Below are 23,362 nucleotides of genomic sequence, written 5' to 3' on the forward strand. Positions count from 1 at the left end.
AATCATAACGAAAAAGCCAATAAATTTTAAAGTCTCGAATTTTCAGGCCACGTCAAGGGAATCGGCTCCAGATTTTTAAGCTCAAGCTGAAGTACAGTAATATTCCCACCAACTTGAAACCCTGCACCATAAGCATATTGGACCCCAAAACCTTCTTCACTTTGATCGGGAGTCGCATTATGGTTCACGCATGCCCCGCCATAAACAGGAGCAACGGCACACACCGTCGGGCTCACCATATGAGCTTTTCGTGGGTCCATATGATTGTAACCTGTAGCGACCCCCCAGCCACCCAATCCACCGCTACCGACAGTAAATGCGAGAGTTCCATTTTGATAGGTAAACCCACCACAAGCAGCGACACAGCCTCCCCCTGAAATAACCCCATGGCGATGCCAGAATTGCATCCCCTGTCGGATTCTATCCTGTGCTTCATTGACAGCTTGATCGAGCTGTACGAGAGTCGGCTGCATATAGCATTGGATGATGTTAGCTAGTGTGCATCCCGGCGGAACCCCGGGAGCATACATGCCATTTCCGCCGATACGTGCTGGATTGTAGGCATTGCTTCTCGCGGCGTCGATTGATTCGGCCAGGGGGTCTGTCGTTGGACCGGTGTAGGGGTCGTGGTTGACTGCCTGTCCCACGCTTCCGCTGGAACCTCCGGAACCAGAGGAACCGCTGGAACTACCACCGTACCCCCAGTCATACCCACCGGCACCGCTTCCGCTACTACCGCTTCCAGCGGTGCCGGAACCGCCATGACCATCGCCACTGCCGTTTCCGCCGTCACTGTCCACAGGGCTGCATCCACAAGGGCCACTGCTGTTATCTTCGTCGGGAACGACCGTTGTGGTTCCACCAGGAAAAAGATTCCGGAACCAGTTGACCGTACTGTCAACAACGGAGCTGGCTGTGTCGACGGCGGAGTCAACGAAACCGGTGACCGCCTCCACTACGCTGTCGAACCACAGACCGTTGGGGTCGGTAAAGCTGATCGGGTTGTTGTTGGCGTAGGCATAGCCGTGCATCTGCTGTGGATCTGACAGATCCATCACCGGGTCGACCGAGATGAACCGACCGATGTCGGCGTCATAAGCCCGAGCCCCCAATTGGGTCAACCCGGTAGAGGCATCGACCGTACCGCCCACGAACCCGCGTTCGCTGGGCCAACTTCCTGTGGAACTGCGCTGCTGCCCGAAGGGGGTGAAACGGCGTCGGACCGTGTCACCCGAAGCTGCGTTCATGACCAACTGGCCGCTCTGGTGATGGTCGGAGAAGACCCAATGGAGTGTGCCGTCGTTCTGGCGCACCGCCACCGTCTCGCCGTCTTGGCTGTAGAACCGGGTCGCCTCTGCGTTGCTGTCACCCGTGGTCCAGGTCAACTCCATGCCTGGCAGGTACAGCGTCGCCTCCGAGTCCGCATAGCGCATCAGGCGCTCGCCCTCGGCGTCGTAGAGGTACGAGGTGTCACCGCCGGATGCCTCGGAGACGTTGACGAGGTTGCCTTCGGCATCCCACGTGAGGGCCTGATCCCGGGTGTCGGTGGTGCGCTGCACCATGTTGCCGGCCGCGTCGTAATCGTAGGACTCGGTCACATTCCCGGCGGCCCCGGTCTGGTCGACCTGAGTGACGGTGTGGGGCTGCGACTGGCCCGCTCCCGGAGTGGTGTAGTCGCGGACGGTGTCACCGCTGGCGCTGTGATGCACCTCCTGGGTGCGGTTGCCGATGGCGTCGTAGCTGTAGGAGTGCCAGTACGGCGCCGCCCCGCCGAGATTCTGCGCTTCAGGGTCCGCGTCGCAGGCGTTCTCACCGGTGGCATCGGGTGTCCACGCCTCGGTCAGCCGACGCTGGTGATCGTATTCGAAGCACTGCACGTCGGAGGCGATCCCGTTCCCGCTAGGTTCGTCACCGATGCGCAGGATATTGCCGGCGTCGTCGTAGTTGTAGGTGCGATCCACCAGCGAACCGGTGCCGACCTCGGGCACGATGCTGTTCATCGACAGCCGGTTGGTGGCCTCCTCGTAAGCCCGAGTGTCCCAGGCGGCGTCGTTGCCGCTGTCGAAGGTGCGTTGCAGCAGCTTGCCGTCGGGGGTGTAGGTGGTGTCGGTGATGATGTCGTCGTCGCCGGTCAGGGTGGTGGGCATGCCGAGATCGTTGTAGTCGTAGGCCAAGACCTCCAGTCCCAGGCCGCCGGCCGCCGGCATCCGCCTGCCCTGCACGCTTCCGTCGGGGTTGTAGAGGGTGAGGAACATGTAGTCGCCGGCGAGCTCTCCCTCGGAGGAGGGGATGCTGATCTCGGTGGCTCGCGGCTGGTTGCGTTCGTTGTAACCCAGGATCGAGGTGGTGTAGGCATCGCCGTCGGCATAGCGGGTGGCGGAGCTGAGTTGGCCTGTGGCGACGGTGTCGTAGACCCATTCGGCGCGCAGCGCCCCCGTCTGTGAGTCGTCACGCATCTCGACCTTGCGGCCCAGCGCGTCGTAGACGTAGGCGATAGTCTCGCCGCGGGCGTCGGTCGTGGTGACCTTGCGGTCGAGCGCGTCGTAGGTCGTGGTGGTGGTACCGGCGTCAGGGTCGGTGGTCTCGACCTTGCGACCACGTAGATCGTAGCTGTAGGACCAGGTGTTGCCTTCGGGGTCGGTGACCGTAGCGCGTTGGCCGTTCTTGGCGTAGGTATAGGTGGTGGCGTTGTAACTGCCGTCGGGCGTACGGCCGTGGTGCTTGCGCAGCTCCACGGTACGGCCCCGAGCATCGTTGATGGTAGTGGTGCCAGTTCCGCCTTCGGGGGCGGTGACCTTGGTGCGGTCGCCCAGGTGTTCGGTGGTGGTGCGCCACTGCTCCTCACCACGCGAAACCTGGATCACGTCGGTAGCACGGCCCGCCCCGTCGTAGACGGTCTCGGTCTGGCGGGGAATGTCGTCGTCGTTGTTGACGATGAACAGGTCTTCGGAGGGGGCACTGGAGTTGTAGTAGGCGTCGCGCTGCTTGACCTTGAGCCCGCGTGAGTTATGGAAGACATCGGTGATGACGCGCCCGCCCCCAACGGCCGGACTTTGGGTCTGGCGTTTACGTAGCAGCCCGTCGTATATCTCGTAGCTGGTTACGTAGTCGGCGTCACTGTTGAGCTTGTGGGTGACGACACTAGTCGGCGTGTCCTTGCGCAGGTTGTACTCGAACTTCATATTCGGGCTGGCGCCGGTGTCCGGGTCACGGTCAGCCCGCCACACCTTGGTGAGGCGCCCGAAGGGGTCGTAGGCGAGTTCGGTTCGGTTGCCCGCCGCGTCCACCTTGGCGGTGGTCATGGAGCGGGCCGGGTCGCGTTCCTCGACGGTGGTGTGGTTGAGCGGGTTGGTGGTGGTGATGGTTGTGGCCGGGCCACCGGGAACGTCGGCCTGGTAGTCGGTGGTGGTGGTGTTATTCAGGGCGTCGGTGGCGGTGAGCACACGTCCGTACTCGTCGTGGGTCTTCTCAGTGACCTGTTGGTAGACGGGGGAACCGCTGTCGTATTCAGCGATACGTTCCTTGGTGGTGACCAGACCACGTGTGGGTGCGTCACCGAACGTGCCCCCGTCGTATGACCTGCGGACGTCGCTGATGAGGTCCTGGGGGCGGGATGCGGTGGTGTCACAGCCCACGTCGACGGTTTCAGTGCGTGAGACCGTGTTGAGGATCCATGCGCTGGTGTTACGCGCGTAGGTAACGCGGATGCACCGATCGTCGTCGGGGTCGGAGACGTCGCCCCGATCGTGCTCCTCGGTGACGAAACCTCGATCGTCGAAGGTACTGACGGTCTCAGTGACTCGTTGTCCCGACTCCAGCGCCGTGTAGTTGGTGGTTTTTTTGGTTCCGGTGAGGTGAGAGTGCAGAGTGCCCCAGGTGTACTGGCGCTGGCCTGTCTGCTTCTTCCACGGGGTGGTGATGGTCTTGTTGACGACCTCACCGCCGACGCCGTTTCGTTTGATGACCTCGCGGGTCATGCCCCTGAAGGCATCATGGTCGGTCTGCTGGCCTCCCTCGGAGTCGGTGATGGTAACCGAACGGGTTCCCGTCCCTTCCTGCTTGTCGCCGTCCATGCCGCGGAAGAACAGGTACTCGGTCTCTGAACGGGTGCCGTTCGGGTTCCCCTTGTGGACCTTGACTTTCTCGTAGCCGCGGAACTGCGACCAGGTCTTGCGGTCCTCGGGGACAATGCCGTCGGGGTCGTCGAAGTGCCAGGCGGTCCCGCCCTGGTAGTCGTAGGAGGTGACGACGTCGGGCTGCTGGGCGACCAGGTCAATTTCGGTGACCTGGGTGACCACGTACTTGTGGAACCAGTCGGTTATCTGCTGCTCACCCGGCGGCGTCCAGATGACCGGGTAACAGCGCTGGGTGTTGGCGTCGGGCTCGGGTGTGTCGTCGTGGGCGCACTGCTGGCTGGAGTAGGAGATGTCGACCTGGGCACCGGCCTCGGTGTAGATCGCGGTGATGCGCCATTTCCTCATGGGCGCCAGTCCATCGGAGGGATCGTCGACCCGGTTGTCCATTGGAGTACCGCCGAAGGTCACGGCGGGAGTGGTGACAGTTCCTCCGACGTGGCCGGTGTGGGCGATCGACTCCAGCCACAGCGCGGGATCGGTGCCGTCTCCCGGCTCGGGGTAGCTGTGTTCCAGTTTCCAGGAGTCAACGTCGGTGTACTGCGAGCCGTCGTAGATCTGGGTGGTGACCTCGTTGAGCTTTTTGGTGGAGAAGAACGTAGGTGAGTGCTTGCCGGTGCAATCCTCACCGGCCTCACAGACCTGGTCCAAAGGAACGTCGGGCCAGTGCTCGGCGTTGGCTTCGGTGCGGTTGGAGGGTGCGCAGTCGAAGTCCTCAGTGGGGATGCAGCGCTCACCGAGGGTGAAGTCGACGCGCGCCGGCGCGGTGGCGAACAGGTCGTCACTGCGCAGCCCGTAGTCGATATGGGTCAGATAGCCACCCCGATCGTAGGGTGTGGCCTGGCCGGTGAAGTTACGGCCGTAGTGGTTGGTCTCCTGCTCGTAGTAGAAGGCCATGGCGTTGCCATGGGTGTCGACCACGTAGTCGAGGTTCCACTTGTAGCTCTGCTGACACCAGGCGTCGGCGAAGGTGGAGTCGTAGCAGGGCTCGCCGGAATCGTCGCCGTAGACGGGGACGGTCCACGCCGAGTTGGTCTCGGGGTCGCCTGAGGACCAGCCGGGTAGCCGGTTACGGCCGAAGTAGTACTGGGTGCCGTCGTCAGTGGTCACCTTCCAGTACTCGCCGTTGTTGTCGCCGTTGGTCGCGCCGGTGAGCTTCTCGATGCGGGCACCGTCGTCGTTGGTCAGGTGCCATTCGCCGTTGTCGTCGATGATCAGCTCGCCGGACATGCCGTTGAGCGAGAGCATGGCGTTCTCGCGCGCCCAGCACTGGTCGGCGGCCTGGTGGTCGTCGTCCTGGCAGAGCTTGTAGCGGCGTTCGATGTAGCCGGGCTGGTAGGTGAAGCCCTCGCCGATCCAGGAGGTCTGGTTGTTGGAGGTGGCGGTGCGCCCGTCGATGCTCTGGGAGGAGTAGTTCAGCGCGATGTCCGGGGCGAGGCCGCCCGCCACGTTGGGGGGATCCATGGGGTAGGACCAGTTGAAGTCGCCGGTCTGGACCCCCACATTCCAGTCTGAGGCACCAGACAGCGGAGTCGCCGAGTAGTCGCCAGTACCGCTCTGGGCGGTCGACGTGGCCGCGACGAGGGTTCCCGTTCCCGAACTCGCGGGGGCGACGGTGGTCAGGGTCTGGGCCTCGGTGTCGTTCTGGGTGTCGAGTTCGGCTCCGCCGCAGTCGCTGTCGGCGGCTTCGAGGACGCAGTCGTCGAGGGCGCGCAGGGTGAGCCGCTTGCCGTAGTCGCCGCCGAAGGCGGGGGCGAAGTCGGTGTAGTCGACCGACAGTTCCACCGGCCCGGGGACGGTGCCGCCGTCGGTGCGGGTGACCCGCAGCAGCAGCCCGTCGACGCCGGCCTTGGCCGCGGCCTCGCGGTCGAGGACCTCGACGCTGGCGGTGCGCACGGCCCGCTGGTCGGCGGACACTTCCGGCGCGGCAGGTGAGGTGGATACCTGCGGTTCCCGCGGCGATGCGGCGGTGTCGGAGGGGTCGGGGCTTGGACGCTCGGAAGCGGCAGGCTCCGGAGACGGACTTGTCACCGATGGAGACGGGGACGCGGAGGCCGAGGCCGAGGGGGAGGCGGCGCTCGTCGGTGTTCGGGAGGCGCCTGCGGAGGCGCTGGGAGCGTTCTGCTCGTCAGCGGTGGCCTGTCCTCCCGCGTTTTCCTCGGCCAGGGCCAGCCCTTCGGGGAGCTGCCAGTCGCGCGCGGCCTCCTGCGAGACGGCACCGAGGGTGACTGCGGCGTCCGGCTCTGCTGCCTTTGACTCGGCCAGCGTGCGGGCCTGCTGCTGGCCGGTGCGTAGGTCCACCTCCTGGGTTTGGGGGGCGGGCCACTTCGGTTCTGTCGGATCGGTGCGGGCCGCCTGGGTGGCGGCGTCGTCGCGAGCGGCGGCGGCCGAGGCCGCCTCGCTTCCCGCTACCGACGGGGTTTCTTGGGTCTCGGGGCGATCGTTGTAGGGGACGGCCGATGCCGGTGTGGTGACGAGCAGGCTAAGGGCAAGTAGCAGCGACGTCGCGATCGAGAGGGCATTGCGGATGCGGGCACGGCGCCGCGCGGGGGCCAGGGGATGGGACACAGAAGACCTCCAGTCCGGTGGCCCGAAGGCCACCGGACTCGTGCGCTGAGATGTGCGGGGGTGAGGGAGTTGATGCGGCCTATGGCATGACCACCTGCCCTCCGCGGATATCTGTCACCTCGTCCTCGCTGAGTACGCCCTGGTAGACGTGGACGTCGTCGATGTCGCCGTTCCAGGGGTCGGAGAAGGCTTCCTCGAACTGGGCGCCGCCGATGAGGAGGGGGCCGCCGGCGTGCCAGGGGGTGTCCTGGGTGGCGGTGCCTTGCTTCACGCCGTCGACGTAGAGGGTGATCTCGCCGGCGGTGTGGTCATAGCTGGCGGCGAGGTGGGTCCAGACGCCGAACGTGGGCGCCTGGTCGGAGAGGGCGCGGTGCCAGCCCGAAGCGCCCATGGTGTCGGAGGGCGGCAGCTTCATGACCCAGTTGTCGTAGTCGTAGGTGTGCTGGTAGCTGAGGTAGAAGGCGCTGTGGACGTCGCCGTCCTGGCTGACGGCGGTGGAGTTGGCCCCGATCTCGCTGAGGCGCACCCAGGCGGCCACACTGAAGCTGCGGTCGGTGCGCAGCACCGGGCCGGCGGTGGCGAGGTGCTCGTCGACGCCGTCGAGGGTGACGCCGGGCGAGAAGGTGACGTCGTTGAGGGCTTGGCCCCAGGCGGTGGCCGGGTCGCCGTCGAGGGTGGCGTCGCGGCCGTAGTCGCTGTCGTCGGCGGCGGTGGTGCCGCTGGTCTCGTCGAGCTGCCAGCGCCCGGTCAGGGAGACGGGCTCGTTGGCCAGGTGCCAGGTTTGCGGCCGGGCCTCGGGTTCGGGGGGTTGTTCGCCGACGACGACGCGGTCCCAGACCTTGACGTCGTCGACGTCGCCGGGCCAGTAGTAGTTGGCGTCGCCCTGGAACGTGCCGCGGCCCATGGTGAGGGGGCCGGTGGCGTTCCACTCGGCTTGGGGTCGGGTGCTGGTTTCCTGTTTCACGCCGTCGACGTAGAGGGTGGCCTCGTTGGTGGTGGCGTTGTAGGTGCCCAGCAGGTGGGTCCACACGCCCGTCTCGGGCGGGTTGTCGGAGCGGGCGTAGGTCCACGGCTCGGAGTCCCAGTGCTCGTCGGCGGGCGCGAGCTTGAACACCCAAGCGTCGTCGTTGTTCTGGTAGCCGAGGTGGAACGCGCTCTGTTCGGTGCCGTTCTGGGCGACGGCGGTGTGGTGGGCGCTCTTCCCGTCGAGGCGCACCCAGGCGGCCACGGAGAAGGACTCGGTGGTGTCGACGACGGGGCCGCTGGTGGCGGCGTGGTCCCACGGGGAGGGGTCGGCGGCCACGTAGCCGTCGGTGTGCAGCGCGGTGCCCACCGTGCGGTAGGCGCCGCTGTCCTCGGTGCCGACGCGCCCGCGCCCCCAGGTGGCGTCCTGGGAGAGTTGGGCGGTGCGCGAGCCGTCCTGGGTGTCGGCGGCGGTGGTGCCGGTGCCCTCGTCGAAGGGGAAGTGGGCGACGGGGTCGCTGGGTTGGGCGACGGTGAAGGTGTGCACCAGGACGCAGGCCGAGGAGTTGCCGGAGGCGTCGGTGGTGCGGGCGTGGATCAGGTTGGGGCCGTCGTGGGTGGGGGTGATCGAGGTGGTTACCGCCCCGCCGGGCTGGTCGGGGGTGAGTTCGGTGGAGCAGGTGGCGTCGTTGACGCTGTAGTGGTAGGCGGCGGCGTCGCTGACCCCGTTGGCGGTGAAGGTGAACTCGCCGGGTTTGCCGACGCTGCCGGTGGGGGTGTCGCCCTCGGGGTAGTCGCTGGAGGAGACGGCGGGCCCGGTCTCGGGGTTGGTGGTGTCGACCTTGAGGTAGCACCAGTCCGACCAGGGACCCCACGTGTCCTGGTCGTCGACGATGGCGCGGTAGCCGATCAGTTCGTTCTCGGGCAGCCCGGTGACGGTGGCGCTGTGGTAGCTGCCGTCGGGCCAGGTGGCGACATCCTGGTAGGTGGAGTCGGCTTGGCCGTCGCGCTCGCCCTGGGCGTCGATCCACCACACGAAGCGGGCCTTGAGCTTCTGCGAGGTGTACTGGGAGTCCTCGTCGCGGACGAAGGCGCGCAGCGTGGGGTCGGTGACGTTGATCAGCCGCGGGTTGGCGGGGTCGGTGGAGCACACGCCGCCGTGGGAGTCCGAGATCTTAGCGGTGTCGGGTTTGGCGGGGTCGTTGTTGTAGACGACCTGCAACGTGGGGTTCTTGTCGATGCGGCGCCAGTCGTAGTTGGAGCCCGACACGGTCTCGTTGCCGTAGAGGCCGAGCGTGATCGAGGATTTGCCGTTGGTGCGGCCCCACTCGTAGGCGTCGGTGGCGTCGAACTCCACTCCGGAGCCCACGCAACCGGGGCGACCGTAGTCGACGGTGACGGTGTCGAGGTGGTCCTGCTGGCTGGGCTGGTTGTTCCAGGTGGTGCCCGAACTGATCCCGGTGGTGCGGTACAGGTCGAGGTCGGCGTCGGTGCAGCCGAAGGCGTGGGTGATCTCGCCGCGGAAGGTGGCGCTGTGGATCTCGGCGTCGCGGGTGCGTTCGTAGACGCTGAAGCGCCAGAAGCCGCGTTTGGTGTGGCCATACTGCGGCTCGTAGCCGATGCCGGTGTCGTCGTCGGAGGAGTTGTAGTAGGAGGTGCTCGGGTAGCTCTTGTCGACGTAGGCCCAGGCGGGGCGGGACACGGCCACCGAGGGGTCGATGTAGACGGGGAACCGGGTGGTCTCGTCGGTGAGCATCGCCGGGTCGGGGACGAGGCGCAGCGTGTCGCCGTCGAGGTGGGTGTCGAGCTGGGCCGTGCGCGCGCCGGCGGCCGGCCGTTGGGCCTTGGCGGTGGCGGTGAGGCCGTCGCCACCGGAGTCCCACATCGAGGGGGCGGGGGCGACGAACACGGGCTCGCCGCCTTCGGTGCCGGTGGCGGTGAGGTTACCGCCGGAGTCCTGGCTCATCTCCACGCCCTGGGTGTCGAGGGCGAGTTGGAGTTCGGCGAGGTCGGGGTGGGTGGCGGCCTCGCGGGTGTGGACCACGAGGACCTGGGTGAAGCCGTCGGCACTGGCGGTCAGGACGAGGTCGACGTCGGGCAGCACGTCGGGGTAGGTGGCCTGGTCGCCGTCGAGGACGGGTTCGGGCAGGGCGGTAGGCCAGTCCAGCGACACGGTTTTGGAACCCAGGCTGACGCTGGCCATCGCGCCTGTTTCGCCGCCGTCGGAGAAGGCGATCTCGGCTGCGGCGGCTCTGGGCCGCACGGTGCCGTCTTCGGCCTCGACGAGGGTGGTGTCGACGGGTTCCCAGCCGTTCTCACCGCGCACGCGCACGGGGGCGGCGTGGGTCTCCAGGGTGAAGGTGCCGTCGGGGTTGGCGAACACCTGTGAGGTTTCGTCGGTGGAGCCGGGCACCACCACGGATTCCTGGGTGTCGGCGGCGGTCGCTGCCGCCTGTTCCTGCTCTGAGGGGTCCGTCTCGTCCGCTCCCGCTGGGATCGCTCCCAGTCCCAGCGCCAACACGCTCGCCACCACCGCGGCGGTGGTTGCCCGCAGCCCAGCCATTTAGATGTTTCCGTTCAGCACGTCGGGGCCGCCCGGGCGCCCCGAGCGGCGGATAAGCCGCGGATAAAGCTAGTTGTGAATCACCAACGGCAACAACGGTGAGCAATGGCATACATACATGCCCTTATTACCCTTGACGCATCATTTTTCTCATTTCGACCTTCGCTCGACATGGAAACATGAGAGTTCACTGAAAATCTTTCCGGCTTTATAGCCATACGTGGTAAACCGCACGTGGCCGGACCCGGCCCCCACCATTGACAGCGATGGTCCCGGATCGCTGCTTGCTGTTCTTCGTCGAATGGCGAATCGAATCCGCTGGGAAGTGGGACGTTAGGCGTCCGGATGCTGTTTTTGAACGACTGACGTGTGGGGCGCGTGGGGAGTGTTCTTTGTTCGCTCGTGCCTCGATCGCTTCGCGATCTCGGCAGCTTTGGGGAGGCGGTGGGGCGGGCACCGAAACGGTTCCGGTCCGCGACGGAGCGGGCGCCGCCGGCACCGGTGCTTCAAGGGGAGCGAGGGAACCACGAATGCTAGGTTCTGTTTTTGAAAAGAGCGGCGAGGGCAGGCGGCGGGCGCACGAGGGTAAGCATCAGGAATCACCCGCCGCCCGCGCCACCACGCTCGCGACAGGCGGCGGGCGCACGAGGGTAAGCACCCCAGACGCTGTAAAAATAGGAATGCTCCAATAGACAGGCCACAGGCGCACGAGGGTAAGCACCCCGCAGGCTGCCGAGATCGCGAAGCGATCGAGGCACGAGCGAACAAAGAACACTCCCCACGGCCCGCACCCCAACTGTTCAAAAAACACCAACCTAGCTCGTGGGGGTGGCGATTTCGCCGTCGTCCACGCCCGTGAGCAGTTCGGGGTCGAGCGGCGGATCGTCGGGGCCCACGAGGAGCACCGACACGTCCCCGGTGGGTTCGAGGACGACCGCTTCCACGTGGTCGATCCTGGTCACGCCCGCGAGGCGCAGCTTGGAGCGCAGGTCGTTACGGGTCATCTGCACCTTGTCCAGATTGTCGCCGAGCACCGTCGCTCCGCTCATCAACAGCAGCGGGCCGTTGTCGAGCACCCGCTCCCCACCGTTGCGCTTACGCAGCCGCGCCAGCAGGCTCTGAACGACGAACAGCACCGTGAGCCCGACGATGCCTTGCAGCAGTGACGTGCTGCCGCTGACCGCCGTGGTCGCCACGATCGAGCCGAAGGCCACCGTGGCGGCCAGGTCGAAATTGGTCATCTGGCTGAACGATCGCAGCCCGGTGATCCGCGACAGTCCGATGAGCGCCAGGTAGGCGCCGACGGTCGTGATGAGCACGAGAGCCAGCGACTCCCACGACGCCCCTATCTCACTGAACAATTGAGTCCCTTCCGTTGTGACGAGGGCTCCCCGCCGGCAGATCCCCCCGAAAAAGACGAGTCTTTGGTTGGGAATGCCGCAAGGCAGAGGTACCTCCCGCCGCTGCCCCGAAAGGAGGGGCCGGTAACCTGCGCCCCGCGCAGCAGCGCCACCCGAGGCTCTGCGCCTAGATTCTGTTTTTGGCCAGGAGACGAGAGCCGGCGGTGGGTGCAAGCGGGTAAGCGCCTCCGCGGCCGTCCCCAGGCTGCCGAGATCGCGAAGCGATCGAGGCACGAGCAAGCGAAGGACACCCCCCACGGCCCGCACCCCAGTCGTTCGCGCAACAGACCCTCGAAGGCCGCGTCTGTCTGGAGCGCCGGCCCACATGTCACCCTTGGCGGTGGAGGTGGTCACTCTGCGCGAGGAAACACGCATCCGGATCGGCATGATCCCCTGCGCGGTGATCCCATTGGCGCTGGCGATCTGGTCGTTCGCGATCGGCGAGATCGGCTGGGGGATCTTCCAACTGGCCGGTGCGGTCGTCATCACCGTCGTGTGGCGCTTCGACGAGGCCCGCATCCGGCGAAACCGTGACGCGCAACAGGCAAGCGACGAAAGCTAGCGGCGAAGACTCAGGACCGTCGCGAGGGTGTCTGTTCGGCGATCCTCGCGGCCGAGGATCGCCGAACAGACACCCTCGTCGTGACATAGCGGCCTTCGAAAAACCGAGCCCGGTCGGGATCAGCTCCCGGCCGGGCAGGGACCGCACCCCGCGCCCCGCCTAGCATCGGCTTCCAGGATCATCCGAGGGTGACCGTCCGCTCGGGATGGTCGACCCACAGCCGCTGCCGCCCGTCGGTGGTGACGGTGAGGCCGAAGCGGTCATGACCGGGTCGTCCGAGCCTGACCCAGCTCAGGTAGGCGGCCTCGACCTCGTCCCACAGGTGCCGGTCGCCGTACTGCACTACCTCGTAGTCGGTGTTGCCGGGCTGGTAGTAGCAGCCGGCCCAGGAGTCCTCGCGGCTGCTCAGCTCGTACAGCAGCAGGGAGAATCCGCCGTCGTCGCCGATGTCGGAGAACCAGCCGATGCGGGGCGCCAGCGCGGCGACGGCGAGGTGAGCGCCCGAACCGGCGCCGGCGACGGCGCGGGGGTCGAGCCGGGTGGTGCTGTAGCGGGCCTGCTCGCTGTGGTGGGCTTCCCAGACCCGGTTGTGGCGCTGGGCGCGCAGCATCATGTAGGCCGCCGGGCCGTGGAAGGACCCTACGGCGGTGGTCTCGTCAACCACGGTCAGGCGGAGTCGGTGGCCCACGCTGCCGCCGGACATCCACGGGGCGACGATCACCCCGCCGGGGCGGGTCTGGGTGATCCAGGCCGCGGGAACGTACTCGACGCCGCAGGTGACATGGACACGGTCGTAGGGTGCCCCATCGGGCCGGCCGTTCGCTCCGTCGCCGACCACGAGGGTCGGAGCGTATCCCGCTCGCTCCAGATTGGCCGCCGCCTGCGCGGCGATCCGCTCGTCCACCTCGACCGAGGTCACGTTGTGGGCACCGAGCCGGGCCGACAACAGACCCGCGGTCCATCCGCTGCCGGTGCCGATATCGAGCGCTCGGTGGTGGTCGTCGAGGTCGAGCAGCTCCAGGAACCGGGTGACGACCCCGGGGGCCGATACCGAGGAGGAGAACTCGCCGGTGCCGGCGGTGGGATCGGCTGTGCCGTCGTCGGTCTGGAACACGATGGAAGTGTCGGAGTAGACCGCGTCCCACCAGCCGGACGGGTCGGTGTCGGCGTCGATGCCGTGGGGGGTGGCGCCGTCGTCGGGACTGGCCCAGCCGGTGGTGGGCGCGAAGTGGTGACGGGGCACCGCCCGCAACATGTGGCGCCACCGTTGGTCGTGGAGGATGCCGCGTGCGTGGAGATCGTCGGCCAGGGCGGCGATCCGTGCGGCGACATCGGTGTCGTTCACCTGGTCCATGCCGGTCCCGCTTCCATAAGGTCGGCCAGCCGCTCGGCCACGGGAATCCCCGTTTCTTCGGCCAGCCACGCCCACTCGCCGCTCTGGTTCGTTTCCAGGAACACCCAGTTGCCCGTGTGGTCGCAGATGAGGTCGGCCGCTCCGTAGACCAGACCGAGTCTGGCGTGCAGCTCCACCAGCGCCGAGGCCACCTCGTCGGGCAGCGTGATGCGGGTGTAGGTGAGCGCGTCGTAGTCGCGGCGCCAGTCAGTGCGCGCCTCCTCGCCGGCGGCGTCGATGCGCACCGTGAACACGTCAGAGCCCACGACGACGGCACGGGCCTCGAACTGTTCCGCCACGCGCTCTTGGAACAGGTGAGCGGTGCGGGCCAGCGCCGGATCGAGCAGGTCGGCGATGTCGGTCACGGGGGAGGTGTACAGGGCACGGATACGCCCCTCGTCGGCGTGCCACACTCCCGACAGGGGCTTGTAGACGACGGGGCGTCCGAGGTCCTGAGCCCACTGGTAGGCGGCGTGGGGCGCCGAGGTGATCAGCGTGGGTGGAATGGTGAGCCCGGCCGCGGCGGCGGCAGCGAGTTGCACGGGCTTGTAGTCGGCGCGCACCGCCGCGGCCGGATCGTTGACCCACAGGCATCCGCCCCATTCCAGGGCGCTGAGGACTCCGCCGAATCCGTGGCGGGCCTCGCCGTAGGCGAACGCCTTCTCTGGGGCTGACATGCGCTCGTCCACGCCGAATTGGGTCGGGCGACGGCGGTAGACGGTACCGATGTCGCCGAGATCGACCGTGTCGCCGTTGGGGGAGGTCAGCGTCCCGGACCAGGCGCTTCCCGAGTCGATCGTGGCCGCCATGGACACGGTGGCGGGAAAGTCCGCGGCGTCCATGCGGACGACGCGGACTCCCCGCAACGTGAGTTCGGCCGCGACCCGATCGGCGGCGACATCGGCCGCATCGGTCAGGATCAGAACAGCGTGGTCGGCCATCAGTCGGTGCCGACCTCTTCGGGGGCGGTGCCGTCTGGGCTTCCCGCTGAGGTGGGGCGGCTCTTCCCCTCGTGCTTGCCGGCACTGAGGCGAGGCACGACAAGGTAGCGCAGTCCCCACGGCCGAGCTTGTGTCGCCGGTGTGGCAGGCGCGGAAAGGGTGTGGGCGGTCGGGTTGAGAGGGAAGAAGTCGCCGGTACGGAACAGAATCCCGCGGGATTCCGCATCGGGAGAGTGGGTGATCAGGTCGAATTCCTCGACCGCGGCGGCAGCGATCCGCTCGGTCATCCTCGGTCCTTCCTGCGTGGTTTGGAACCTGACCCGACTTCAACCGTAGAACCGTGATCACAATAAGTCACTGACACTGGCCAAGTGTGGCCACCACAATGCACCCCAAAACACCCCAAAAGCCATCGCGTTGCCGCGTTCCGCCCCCGACAAGAACCATCCATAACATTACTCTCTGTAATAACATCTGGATGGCTGTGCCCCACAGCCACGCCGTTCCCCACGGCGGCGAAGGGGGAAGGCGTTCCATCACGGAAGAGACGGGCGGGTGCGCCGGTCGCCCCCTCCGAGTCGTCCGGCGCACCCTTCCCCCGTTCCCCCGTTTCTCCGGGATGGTCGTCGTGTGCCCGCTGTTCGGCGACGGTTCTGGCCCGCGGGCCGGGCGGCGGGTCAGTGGCGCGATCGTGCGACCGCTCCCCTGCCGGGTCTGCCGGCGTGGGCGGTGCTCGCCCTGCTCGCCGTCGCGGCCGATGACCGGCGCCCGGTCGGCGCCGTCGTTGCGTGGCGCGGGCGGGGCCGGTGGGTGTGCCACCACATCCGCAGCGCCAGCGCCTCCAGGTTCGGCGCCTCGTGCAGCCCGTCGGCGTCCATGGCGTAGTAGTGGCCGGAGGTCTCGCCGTACCAGACGATGACGCCGGGATGCTGGGCTTGCAGCGCGGCGGCTCGGGCGTGCTCGTGGACGTGCACGGGCGAACGGCCCCACCGCCGTTCGGTCGCGGCGCTCATCGACTCACCCCCTCGGGCGGGGTGAGTTCGCCGGGCAGCCGGTAGATGTCGTTGAACGGGTCGAGGCCCAGCGAGTGGCCGCGCACGCGCAGCCAGACCACGATCGTGCCCGAGGACAGCGGGGCGACGCCGCGCACGGTGCCCACCCGGTTGCCTTCCAGCGCGACCCGCGAGCCGACGGGGAAACGGGCGCGCAGCCGCTCCAGGCGGGCGGTGTAGGAGTTCATTCGTCCTCCTCCAGCACCTCGCGCAGCAGCGCGGCCAGCTCGGCGCGCTCGTCCTCCCCGGCTTGGCGGTCGCGGCGCTGTTCCCAGGCGAGGTAGTAGGGCCGGACCGTGTTGGAGCGCCACATCGCGGTGCGGGCGGCGGGCAGAGCGCCGCCGAGGCAGCGCAGGGCCTCGTCGAAGAGGTCGAGGGTGTCGGCGCGCACCTCGACACCGGCCCCACGGTCCCGGGCCTGGTAGGGGCACCGCTGGCCGGGGTGGCACCGCACCTCGGGCCAGGGGTCGCCGTGGTGGCGCATGGCGACCTCGGCGAACCCGCCCGGATCGGCGTAGGCGGGGATACGGCACCCAGGCGGGGTGTGGGCAGAGGAGGCACGTCGGCGCCGACGGGGCGCACCACCGCCGCCGCCCGGTGGCCTCTCGGCCGCCGGGCACATCGCCACGAGCGGCGGGATGAGCAGGAACAGGAGCACAGGCATAACAGCCCCCAGGAGGTAAGCCGACCGGAGGTCGGGGGGTGTCTGGCAACTTCTATAGTGATCCAACGTGACGGAAAATCCAAGTCATTGAAAAAAGCTGACCTAGAAGATCATGGAATGTGTAGTTCGTGGCAAGTGGGAAGATGGGCGAGACGTACGCCCCTACTCAAGTGACTGAGGAGACGACCGTGGCCCAGGGCTCACCCGTCCGCCGACGGCACCTGGTCAGCCAGCTCAAGAGGCTGCGCGCACAGACCCGCCTGTCCCAGGAAGAGGTCTCGCGCAGGATGGGCTGGGAAGCGGGCAAGATCGTGCGCATCGAGACCGGCAAGTTCATCCGGCTGAACTCGGCCGATGTCTCCGAGCTGTGCCGCCTTTACGGGGCGAGCGACGCGCTACGCGAGGAACTGGTCGAGATCGCCAAGGCGGCCCGGCTGCAGAAACCCTGGTGGTTCCAGTACAAGGACGTCAACGCTGTGGCGTTCTACGGCTTGGAGCACGAAGCGGCCAAGATCCAGGAGTACACGGTTGGACTGGTTCCCGGGTTGTTCCAGCATCCCGATTACGTGGAAGCGTTGATTACCCGCGGACACACCCCCGACGAGGCGGAACGAGCACGCCTCACCGAAATACGGCTACAGCGCCACCGCAATGTACTGGAACGCGACGAGCCGCCCCGGATCTGGATGATTCTCGACGAGTCGTGTCTGCGCTGCGCCGTGGGTGGGGCACCGGTGATGGAGACCCAACTCCGGCATCTGCTGGAGCTGGCGGCGCGCCCGACGTTCGACATCCAGGTACTGCCCCACTCCAAGGGCATGTCGCAGAACTACGGGTTCTCCGTCCTCACCTTCGATGAGACCGACCGTGCGGTCTACGTCGATGTCCCGCCCAGAGGGATCTTCTTCGAGGACACCGACGACTTGCTAGAGCACGAACGCATATTCGACCATCTCAAGGCAGCGGCCCTGTCCCCGGCCGAGTCGCAGGATTTCCTGACAAAGCTGCTTAACGAGTACAAGGTGACATGATGAACAACGACCCCAGCACCGAGCGTTCCTGGCCGGCGCGACAGTGGCACACGGCTAGCTACACGAATGAGAAACTCGCCTGCGTCGAGGTCGCAGAAGGCCCCTTCACCGGCGTGCGGGACAGTAAGAACCGCGACCTCACCTCCCTCTTCTTCCCCTCTGGGGAGTGGGACTCCTTCCTCCGGGCGGTCAAGAACGACCGTCTCTGAGCTACTTCCCTACCTCGTGGCGGGACGCTCGGGAGCATCGTCCGGCGTCCCGCCACAGGGAAGCCCCCGCAGCGGGCTGGCCGTGGGGCGCCCTTTCCCACAGGGCACCTCTACCCATGACCTCTTCGGGAAGGTGGGTGTTGGTTGCCCACAACGGGATTGGGGCGTGAGCTGAGTGCAGAGGTACGCCCGTCGCTCGTGCCTCGATCGCTCCGCGATCTCGGCAGCCTTAACAGCCTCGACAGCCTTAATAGCCTCGACAGTCTTGGCAGTCTTGGCAGGCGCCGCCTCTTCTGGGGACATCACCTCTCCCCTCCCAAACCCTCCAGGAACACCACCCCCTTCCACACCTCTCCAGAAACACCACCCCCTCCCCCCAAAACGCCATCTCTCCGCCCTCACAGCCCTCCAGTAACACCCCCTTACACGCCTCTCCAGAAACACCACAATCCCCCTCCAAGAACGCTCTCCCTCCACCCCTTACACGCCCAGGAATACCGGTATTTCGGGGCACCGATCGGGAGGCGGCGGCTTGACTTAGTGCGGACATATCCAAACAGAGCAGCTCAGGCTGCCGAGATCGCGCAGCGATCGAGGCACGAGCGGCGCAGGCATCATCACACCCAACCTCGCGCCCCGCTCCCGGTGCGAACCGCCGATCCCCTGCCCCAGGCCACCTTTCTCCAGCCTTCCTTTCCCCAGTCCCATCAGTCCCAGTATCCGGCTGCTCCAAATCAGCGACACCGCCGAGAGTTTCGTGACTGGCTCTCCTGACGGCGTCGCCGAGCGGGGCTTCCCTTTTTCGAGGAACTGGCCTGATGCTGTGGCCGGTTCGGGCGTGCTGGGGCTGTATTTTCGTGACCCAACCAGTGGCGCAGTGTGGAGGACCACGAAGTCCCAAACCCCGCCACTGTCGACATCTCCTCATATTCGGAAGCTATCGGCAGACACTTTTCATTTCCCGATAGAGCGGTCACAGGAATTCAATTACGGCCGCGGCATATCCAAGCTCCTTCTTCTTCGTTCCAAAACACCCCCTTGCCAATTCCCTGACGCAATGGAGAATTGAACACACAGAAGGTAAGTGGCTTCCACGGGGGATATTCGGCATGCCACGAATCTCTAAGGGGAGGAAGCGCGGCTTCCTCGCCGCCCTAGCTACGGCCTGCGGGGTGATAGCGGTCACGACGACGCTATACCTCGTCTCCGATTCCACGGCCTCATCTCCGGGAGAGGAACCACTGCCGCCTCCTCGCACGGTCACCGGCGAGGAAAGAACTGTGCTGCACATAGCCGAGCAGGTCCTACTCCGCGACTGCATGCGCAGAAACGGGTTCACCTACCAGATCCCAACCGAACCGCCGCCGACGACCGGGCGGTTTCCCTACGTCATCGACGACGTGAATTGGGCCGAGGAACACGGATACGGGAGTGATATCAAAAGCGACATCGCGCGCATGAGAAAAGAAGACCCCAACCAGCGGTACTTTCACGGCCTCCCTCCTGAGCGGAAAGCTGTCGCGCTCAAAGCGGCCAACGGTGAAGCACCACACGAGATAACGGTGGAAAACCCCGACGGGTTGGTGCTGACCCGTAACGACGAGGGCTGCCAGTCGGAGGCCGAACGCAAACTGTACGGCGACCTCGAAACCTGGTTCGAGGCCAAGACGACCGTCGATGCCCTGGAAAGCGTGCGGCACGAACGGGTCATCACCGATCCGCGCTTCACCGAAGCGGTTCGCCCATGGGCCGAATGCATGCGTGCCGCCGGCTACCCCTACGAAAGCCCCGCCCGGCTCCGGGAGGAGCTCAAGCCGATAGACGCTGCGCTGCCCAGGGACGAGGAGATCCGGCTCGCGACGGCGGAGGCGAGGTGCGCGCGCAGCTCCGGGTTGGCCGCCACGGCGCGGGACCTCGCGCGAGAGCACCGGCGAGAACTCCGCCACGAGCACCGATCCGCGATCACCTCCAAAACCCGGATACAGCTCGCCGCCCTTCCCAAAGCCCGCTCGATCGTCGCCGCGATCGGAATCGACCTTTGACGAACGATTCCTTACTACACGCACCCCGCACGAATGGAGAGAACATGAGTCGCCTACGTACGTTTTCGGCCGCCGCTCTCGGCGCCGCGGTAATGGTTTCCACTCTCGCCGGTGGCGCCCACAGTGCCGCCGCTGAGGCGGCCGGGGAAAGCCGCGTCGCCCTCCAAGCCGACGGATACTTCTACGCCTACACCCACGCCGGCTACAACACGCTGTGCCACAGGTGGGAGGGCAATGCCCGCCACTGGGGCCACTGCAACGACAAGGTCTCCTCGGTGCTCAACAACGGTTTCCCCGGCCACCTCGACGATGTGTGGGTTTACAAACACGCGGGCTACAACAGTCCCGGGCGTGGGATCTACAACGGTGTCGGCATCAGCAACCTGCGGAACTTCACCTACGACGGCACAAACCAGCACATGAACGACAGCATCTCCTCACATCGGTGGGTCAACCTGCCGTAGCCCGGCCCACGGCGCGCGGTCTCCGCTCCCCCTCCTGCGACCGCGCGCCGTGACACCTCGATGAGCCGAAAAGCGCCAGCGGACCTGAATCCGTGTGCAAGGTGGAGAGCCCACGGCGAACAGCCGGGGCTCTCCACCTATTTCATGTCACTGACCCTGGGGGTCGGTTCGCCGCGCGACGCCGTCACCGACGGTCGCCACCCCAACCCAAGAGGTTTTCCAAGCCGCCAATGACAATAACGTGATAACGAAAAAGTCGGCGGCGCCCGCAAGTGAGACACGGCGAGTTATTCTCATAAGAAGAGTGGCCACGCGGAGGTCCCCGCAGGCCACAGGATCGGCATGTCCGACAGCGAGAACAGCGACCGTCAACCCCCTCTTCCGTACTCCCCCGAATGGCACTTCTTCCTACAGGTAGTCGAAAACAAGCCCCTCTGACCCACGCCGACGTGGGGTGTCCCGACATTGGGCGGGGTTCGTAGCGCGAGATAGGAACCGGCTGTTCGCCGCCATTCCTCGCCGTCGACCTCGCCTTAGGCGAGGAGCCGGTACGGCGCGGCCGGGGCCGGGTTGCGCGACGGCGCCATGGTGACCAGGGAGTCACCCTATGACACGTGACAACAGAGCCAACCAGCCCAGAAAGCCCGGACCACTAGCAAAAACAACAAAACCCACCGAACAAACGAAGACGATACTCAACGAACGCTACGAACTGCGACCCGCGCCATTGGCGCGCGGCGGCATGGGTGAAGTGTGGGAAGGCCACGACACCAGTCTGGACCGCGATGTGGCCATCAAATTCCTACGCTTTCCCGAAGGTATCTACGACGAACGGCTGGTGCGCCGGTTCATGCGCGAGGCGCGCGTCACGGCGCGGCTGCAACATCCGGGCGTGCCGGCGGTGTTCGACGTGGGCGCCCACGAGGAGCGGCCGTTCCTCGTCATGGAGCGCATCAACGGCGTCAGCGTGTCGGGGCTGCTCGCCGAGCGGGGAGCCCTGCCCGTGGGGTGGGCCGCCGCCATCGCCGCGCAGGTGTGCGCGGTGCTGAGTGTGGCCCACGAGGCGTCGCTGGTCCACCGCGACCTCAAACCCGCCAACCTGATGCTGGAGCCCGACGGGACGGTGAAGGTCTTGGACTTCGGGCTCGCCGTCGCCCTGGACCTGCCTGAGTTCTCCCAGATCACCGGGTCGGGGCAACTGATCGGCACACCGTCCTACATGGCGCCGGAGCAGGTGAGTACCGCGGTGAGCACGCCGCGCAGCGACCTGTACGCCTTGGGCTGCACGCTGTACCAGATGTTGACCGGGCACCAACTGTTCACCGGCTCCACCGCCTACAGCACGATGAACAAGCAGGTGTCGCAGGAGCCGCCGCCGGTGAGCCGGGAGCGCCCCGACGTGCCCCCCGAACTGGAGTGGCTGCTGCTGGAACTGCTGGCAAAGAAGGCCGAGCGGCGCCCCGCCGACGCCGAGGAGGTGTACCAGCGGCTACTGCCGGTGGTGACCGGCCTGGGGCCGCTACCCGGCGCGCTGGCTTCGCCGGACGCCCCCAGTCCGGTGCGGATGTACGCGACGGTGCTGCAACGGGTGTTCGACGACACGACCCCGCCTCCCGCCCCGCCGGTGCCCACGCCGCGTGAGGAGGCCGCCGCCACCACCCAACGGCAGGACATGAGCCGCGCCGACCTGGAACGGGCGCGCGGCACGGCCTCCGAACTGCTCGCCGACTCGGAGTACGGTCAGGCCGCCGAGGTGCTGGAGTCCGCTGTCACGGCCGCCGAGCGGGCCTTCGGCGTGGTGGACCCCGATGTGGTGAGTCTGCGCGCGGAGTGGGCCAGGGTGCTGTTCGACGGCGGGGACTATGTCGGCGCCGCACCGGCCTACGAGGCGCTCGCGCTCGACGTGGCCAAACGCGACGGCCCCGACGACGAGCTGGTGCTGTGGTACCGGCTGCGGCACGCGACGTGCCACGCGCTCATCGGCGACACCGCTCGGGCGCTGGACATCCTGCACCGGCTGCTCACCGACGAGCAGCGCATCTACGGCGCCGACCATGCCCGGCCGCTGGAGCTGCGCCGCCAGATCGGGCTGTTGCAGTTGGGGGCGGGCCAGCGCGAACTCGCAGAGGAGACACTACGGCCGCTCTTGGCCGACCTGGAGCGGCTGCGCGGCCCCGACCACCCCTCGACGTTGGGTGTGCGCGAACTCCTGGAGGGCGTGGAGAAGTCCTGATCTCCCGCCCTCCCCCTACGGGGGCTACGTGGTATTCGTCGAACGGCTGGGGTGTGTGGGAGTGTTCTTCGGCCGCTCGTACCTCGATCGCTTCGCGATCTCGGCAGCCCAGAAGGTGGCTGGTGGGCCGGGGGTGTGGGGTGGGTGGCGTGAGGCGGCGAGGCCGGGTGGGTTCGGTTGGCTTGGGGTGGGCGCGGCTGGCCGCCGCGGGGTGGAGCTGGAGCCGGGGAGTGCCATGATCACCACGAGTGTCGTAGCGCAGTGCTTCTCGGTCACCAGTGTTGCTGAGCAGCGACACGCGCGATGATCATGGCAACGCGAAAAGCGACAAACCCCGCATAGCACCCCCAGGTGAAGGCACAAATGTCGGTTCTGGAAGGCGGGGCGCTCGTGGCGCGGGAAGGTACGACCCCGAGGGCGCGTGGGGCTTACTTGTGGCGGTCGGTGTGGCCCAGGGAGCGGTCGGGGGCGATCTGGTCGCGGACCATGCGCTTCATCTCGGGCAGTTCGGGGAAGGCGCCGCGCTCCTTGCGTGACCAGAGGGTCTCGTCGTCGAGGCGTACCTCGAAGATCCCGCCGGTGCCGGGCACGAGGGCGACCTCGCCCAGGTCGTCGCGGAACGTCGTCAGCAGCTCTTGGGCCAGCCACGCGGCGCGCAGCAGCCAGCGACACTGCGTGCAGTACTCGATCTCGATCCGAGGTGTTCGCGCCGTCACACCCCCAGTATGACCGGCAACCCTTTCCCTAGAAACAGCCGGCGCGGGCGGAAAGGCCGAGGGTGGGCGAGGCCACGTCGGCCGTTACCCGGTGCGGGCGCGGCCGGGCGTGACGGCCGCCGATGGCCGCGATTGCGGGGCAAGCGGCGAAATGAGGGATGCCGCCCCTCCTAAACATCAGACCTCAGAATGATCATTTCCAGGTCGATGACACGCTTCCTGGTATTCAGCTCCCCCACGCTTAGTAGTGCATTACCGACGCTCCGGCTCATGCACGCGATAAGACCGACGGAACAAATCGTGCGAGCAACTCCCCCTCATGTTGCCAACCAGGGAAAAAATCCACTACCAGGAAAAACCAGACTGCATACTCGGAATGCCACGGCAGCTACGGCATTGATGAGAGCATCTTCCCTTCAACCAGTCAA

16 protein-coding genes are annotated in these 23,362 nt (G+C 66.5%); 6 read left to right on the forward strand and 10 right to left on the reverse strand.

Features of this window, described 5'->3' with window-relative positions; genetic code table 11:
* Window positions 1–26: 26 nt before the first annotated feature.
* The 3 genes from ABD848_RS08175 to ABD848_RS08185 form a co-directional block, all read right to left on the reverse strand.
* Window positions 27–6,701, reverse strand: a complete 6,675-nt coding sequence (locus ABD848_RS08175) for an RHS repeat-associated core domain-containing protein (protein WP_344969189.1) — start codon at window positions 6,699–6,701, stop codon at window positions 27–29.
* Between the two features lie 79 nt (window positions 6,702–6,780).
* A complete protein-coding gene (locus ABD848_RS08180; RefSeq protein ID WP_344969193.1) occupies window positions 6,781–10,227 on the reverse strand; it encodes a LamG-like jellyroll fold domain-containing protein in 3,447 nt (1,148 codons plus the stop codon).
* 815 nt (window positions 10,228–11,042) lie between these two features.
* A complete protein-coding gene (locus ABD848_RS08185) occupies window positions 11,043–11,588 on the reverse strand; it encodes a DUF421 domain-containing protein (RefSeq protein WP_344969195.1) in 546 nt (181 codons plus the stop codon).
* Between the two features lie 364 nt (window positions 11,589–11,952).
* Between ABD848_RS08185 and ABD848_RS08190 the strand changes: the two genes are divergently transcribed.
* The gene (locus ABD848_RS08190) at window positions 11,953–12,189 is read left to right on the forward strand and encodes a hypothetical protein (protein ID WP_344969197.1); all 237 of its coding nucleotides are present in this window, start codon (window positions 11,953–11,955) and stop codon (window positions 12,187–12,189) included.
* Window positions 12,190–12,367: 178 nt separating this feature from the next.
* On the opposite strand, the gene ABD848_RS08195 is transcribed toward ABD848_RS08190, so the two are convergent.
* From ABD848_RS08195 to ABD848_RS08220, 6 genes are all read right to left on the reverse strand, one after another.
* A complete protein-coding gene (locus tag ABD848_RS08195) occupies window positions 12,368–13,543 on the reverse strand; it encodes a methyltransferase domain-containing protein (RefSeq protein ID WP_344969199.1) in 1,176 nt (391 codons plus the stop codon).
* On the reverse strand, window positions 13,531–14,523 hold the full coding sequence (gene tgmB, locus ABD848_RS08200; protein ID WP_344969201.1) for an ATP-grasp ribosomal peptide maturase: 993 nt from the start codon (window positions 14,521–14,523) through the stop codon (window positions 13,531–13,533). The genes ABD848_RS08195 and tgmB overlap by 13 nt, the downstream gene beginning before the upstream one ends.
* Window positions 14,523–14,810 (reverse strand): hypothetical protein, encoded by a 288-nt coding sequence (locus ABD848_RS08205; RefSeq protein ID WP_344969204.1) that lies wholly within the window; start codon window positions 14,808–14,810, stop codon window positions 14,523–14,525. The genes tgmB and ABD848_RS08205 overlap by 1 nt, the downstream gene beginning before the upstream one ends.
* Before the next feature lie 390 nt (window positions 14,811–15,200).
* Window positions 15,201–15,536 (reverse strand): hypothetical protein, encoded by a 336-nt coding sequence (locus ABD848_RS08210; protein ID WP_344969206.1) that lies wholly within the window; start codon window positions 15,534–15,536, stop codon window positions 15,201–15,203.
* A complete protein-coding gene (locus ABD848_RS08215) occupies window positions 15,533–15,763 on the reverse strand; it encodes a hypothetical protein (protein WP_344969208.1) in 231 nt (76 codons plus the stop codon). The genes ABD848_RS08210 and ABD848_RS08215 overlap by 4 nt, the downstream gene beginning before the upstream one ends.
* Entirely contained in the window at window positions 15,760–16,239 is a 480-nt protein-coding gene (locus ABD848_RS08220; protein ID WP_344969211.1) for a hypothetical protein, read from the reverse strand. Before ABD848_RS08220 ends, ABD848_RS08215 begins: the two co-directional genes overlap by 4 nt.
* A gap of 128 nt (window positions 16,240–16,367) precedes the next feature.
* Here ABD848_RS08220 and ABD848_RS08225 point away from each other — a divergent pair, with 128 nt between their 5' ends.
* From ABD848_RS08225 to ABD848_RS08245, 5 genes are all read left to right on the forward strand, one after another.
* A complete protein-coding gene (locus ABD848_RS08225) occupies window positions 16,368–17,270 on the forward strand; it encodes a helix-turn-helix domain-containing protein (protein ID WP_344969213.1) in 903 nt (300 codons plus the stop codon).
* Window positions 17,267–17,479 (forward strand): DUF397 domain-containing protein, encoded by a 213-nt coding sequence (locus tag ABD848_RS08230; protein ID WP_344969215.1) that lies wholly within the window; start codon window positions 17,267–17,269, stop codon window positions 17,477–17,479. The genes ABD848_RS08225 and ABD848_RS08230 overlap by 4 nt, the downstream gene beginning before the upstream one ends.
* A gap of 1,109 nt (window positions 17,480–18,588) precedes the next feature.
* Entirely contained in the window at window positions 18,589–19,521 is a 933-nt protein-coding gene (locus ABD848_RS08235; RefSeq protein ID WP_344969217.1) for a hypothetical protein, read from the forward strand.
* A gap of 44 nt (window positions 19,522–19,565) precedes the next feature.
* Window positions 19,566–19,985 carry a hypothetical protein gene (locus tag ABD848_RS08240; protein ID WP_344969220.1) on the forward strand — a complete coding sequence of 140 codons (420 nt, stop codon included), beginning with the start codon at window positions 19,566–19,568 and terminating at the stop codon, window positions 19,983–19,985.
* Window positions 19,986–20,592: 607 nt separating this feature from the next.
* Window positions 20,593–22,218: a serine/threonine-protein kinase gene (locus ABD848_RS08245; RefSeq protein WP_344969222.1), complete on the forward strand. Its 1,626-nt coding sequence runs from the start codon at window positions 20,593–20,595 to the stop codon at window positions 22,216–22,218.
* Window positions 22,219–22,646: 428 nt separating this feature from the next.
* Here the strand turns inward: ABD848_RS08245 and ABD848_RS08250 are convergent, their stop codons facing one another.
* Entirely contained in the window at window positions 22,647–22,934 is a 288-nt protein-coding gene (locus ABD848_RS08250; protein WP_344969225.1) for an Rdx family protein, read from the reverse strand.
* Window positions 22,935–23,362: the final 428 nt, after the last annotated feature.

It is taken from the genome of Salinactinospora qingdaonensis (genome assembly GCF_039539445.1).
Classification (GTDB): domain Bacteria; phylum Actinomycetota; class Actinomycetes; order Streptosporangiales; family Streptosporangiaceae; genus Salinactinospora; species Salinactinospora qingdaonensis.

Coding starts and splice junctions, on each gene's coding strand:
- ABD848_RS08230 (WP_344969215.1), top strand. CDS start 17,267: ATGATGAACAACGACCCCAGCACCGAGCGTTCCTGGCCGGCGCGACAG.
- ABD848_RS08195 (WP_344969199.1), bottom strand. CDS start 13,543: ATGGACCAGGTGAACGACACCGATGTCGCCGCACGGATCGCCGCCCTG.
- ABD848_RS08210 (WP_344969206.1), bottom strand. CDS start 15,536: ATGAGCGCCGCGACCGAACGGCGGTGGGGCCGTTCGCCCGTGCACGTC.
- ABD848_RS08245 (WP_344969222.1), top strand. CDS start 20,593: ATGACACGTGACAACAGAGCCAACCAGCCCAGAAAGCCCGGACCACTA.
- ABD848_RS08205 (WP_344969204.1), bottom strand. CDS start 14,810: ATGACCGAGCGGATCGCTGCCGCCGCGGTCGAGGAATTCGACCTGATC.
- ABD848_RS08190 (WP_344969197.1), top strand. CDS start 11,953: ATGTCACCCTTGGCGGTGGAGGTGGTCACTCTGCGCGAGGAAACACGC.
- tgmB (WP_344969201.1), bottom strand. CDS start 14,523: ATGGCCGACCACGCTGTTCTGATCCTGACCGATGCGGCCGATGTCGCC.
- ABD848_RS08240 (WP_344969220.1), top strand. CDS start 19,566: ATGAGTCGCCTACGTACGTTTTCGGCCGCCGCTCTCGGCGCCGCGGTA.
- ABD848_RS08215 (WP_344969208.1), bottom strand. CDS start 15,763: ATGAACTCCTACACCGCCCGCCTGGAGCGGCTGCGCGCCCGTTTCCCC.
- ABD848_RS08220 (WP_344969211.1), bottom strand. CDS start 16,239: ATGCCTGTGCTCCTGTTCCTGCTCATCCCGCCGCTCGTGGCGATGTGC.
- ABD848_RS08180 (WP_344969193.1), bottom strand. CDS start 10,227: ATGGCTGGGCTGCGGGCAACCACCGCCGCGGTGGTGGCGAGCGTGTTG.
- ABD848_RS08235 (WP_344969217.1), top strand. CDS start 18,589: ATGCCACGAATCTCTAAGGGGAGGAAGCGCGGCTTCCTCGCCGCCCTA.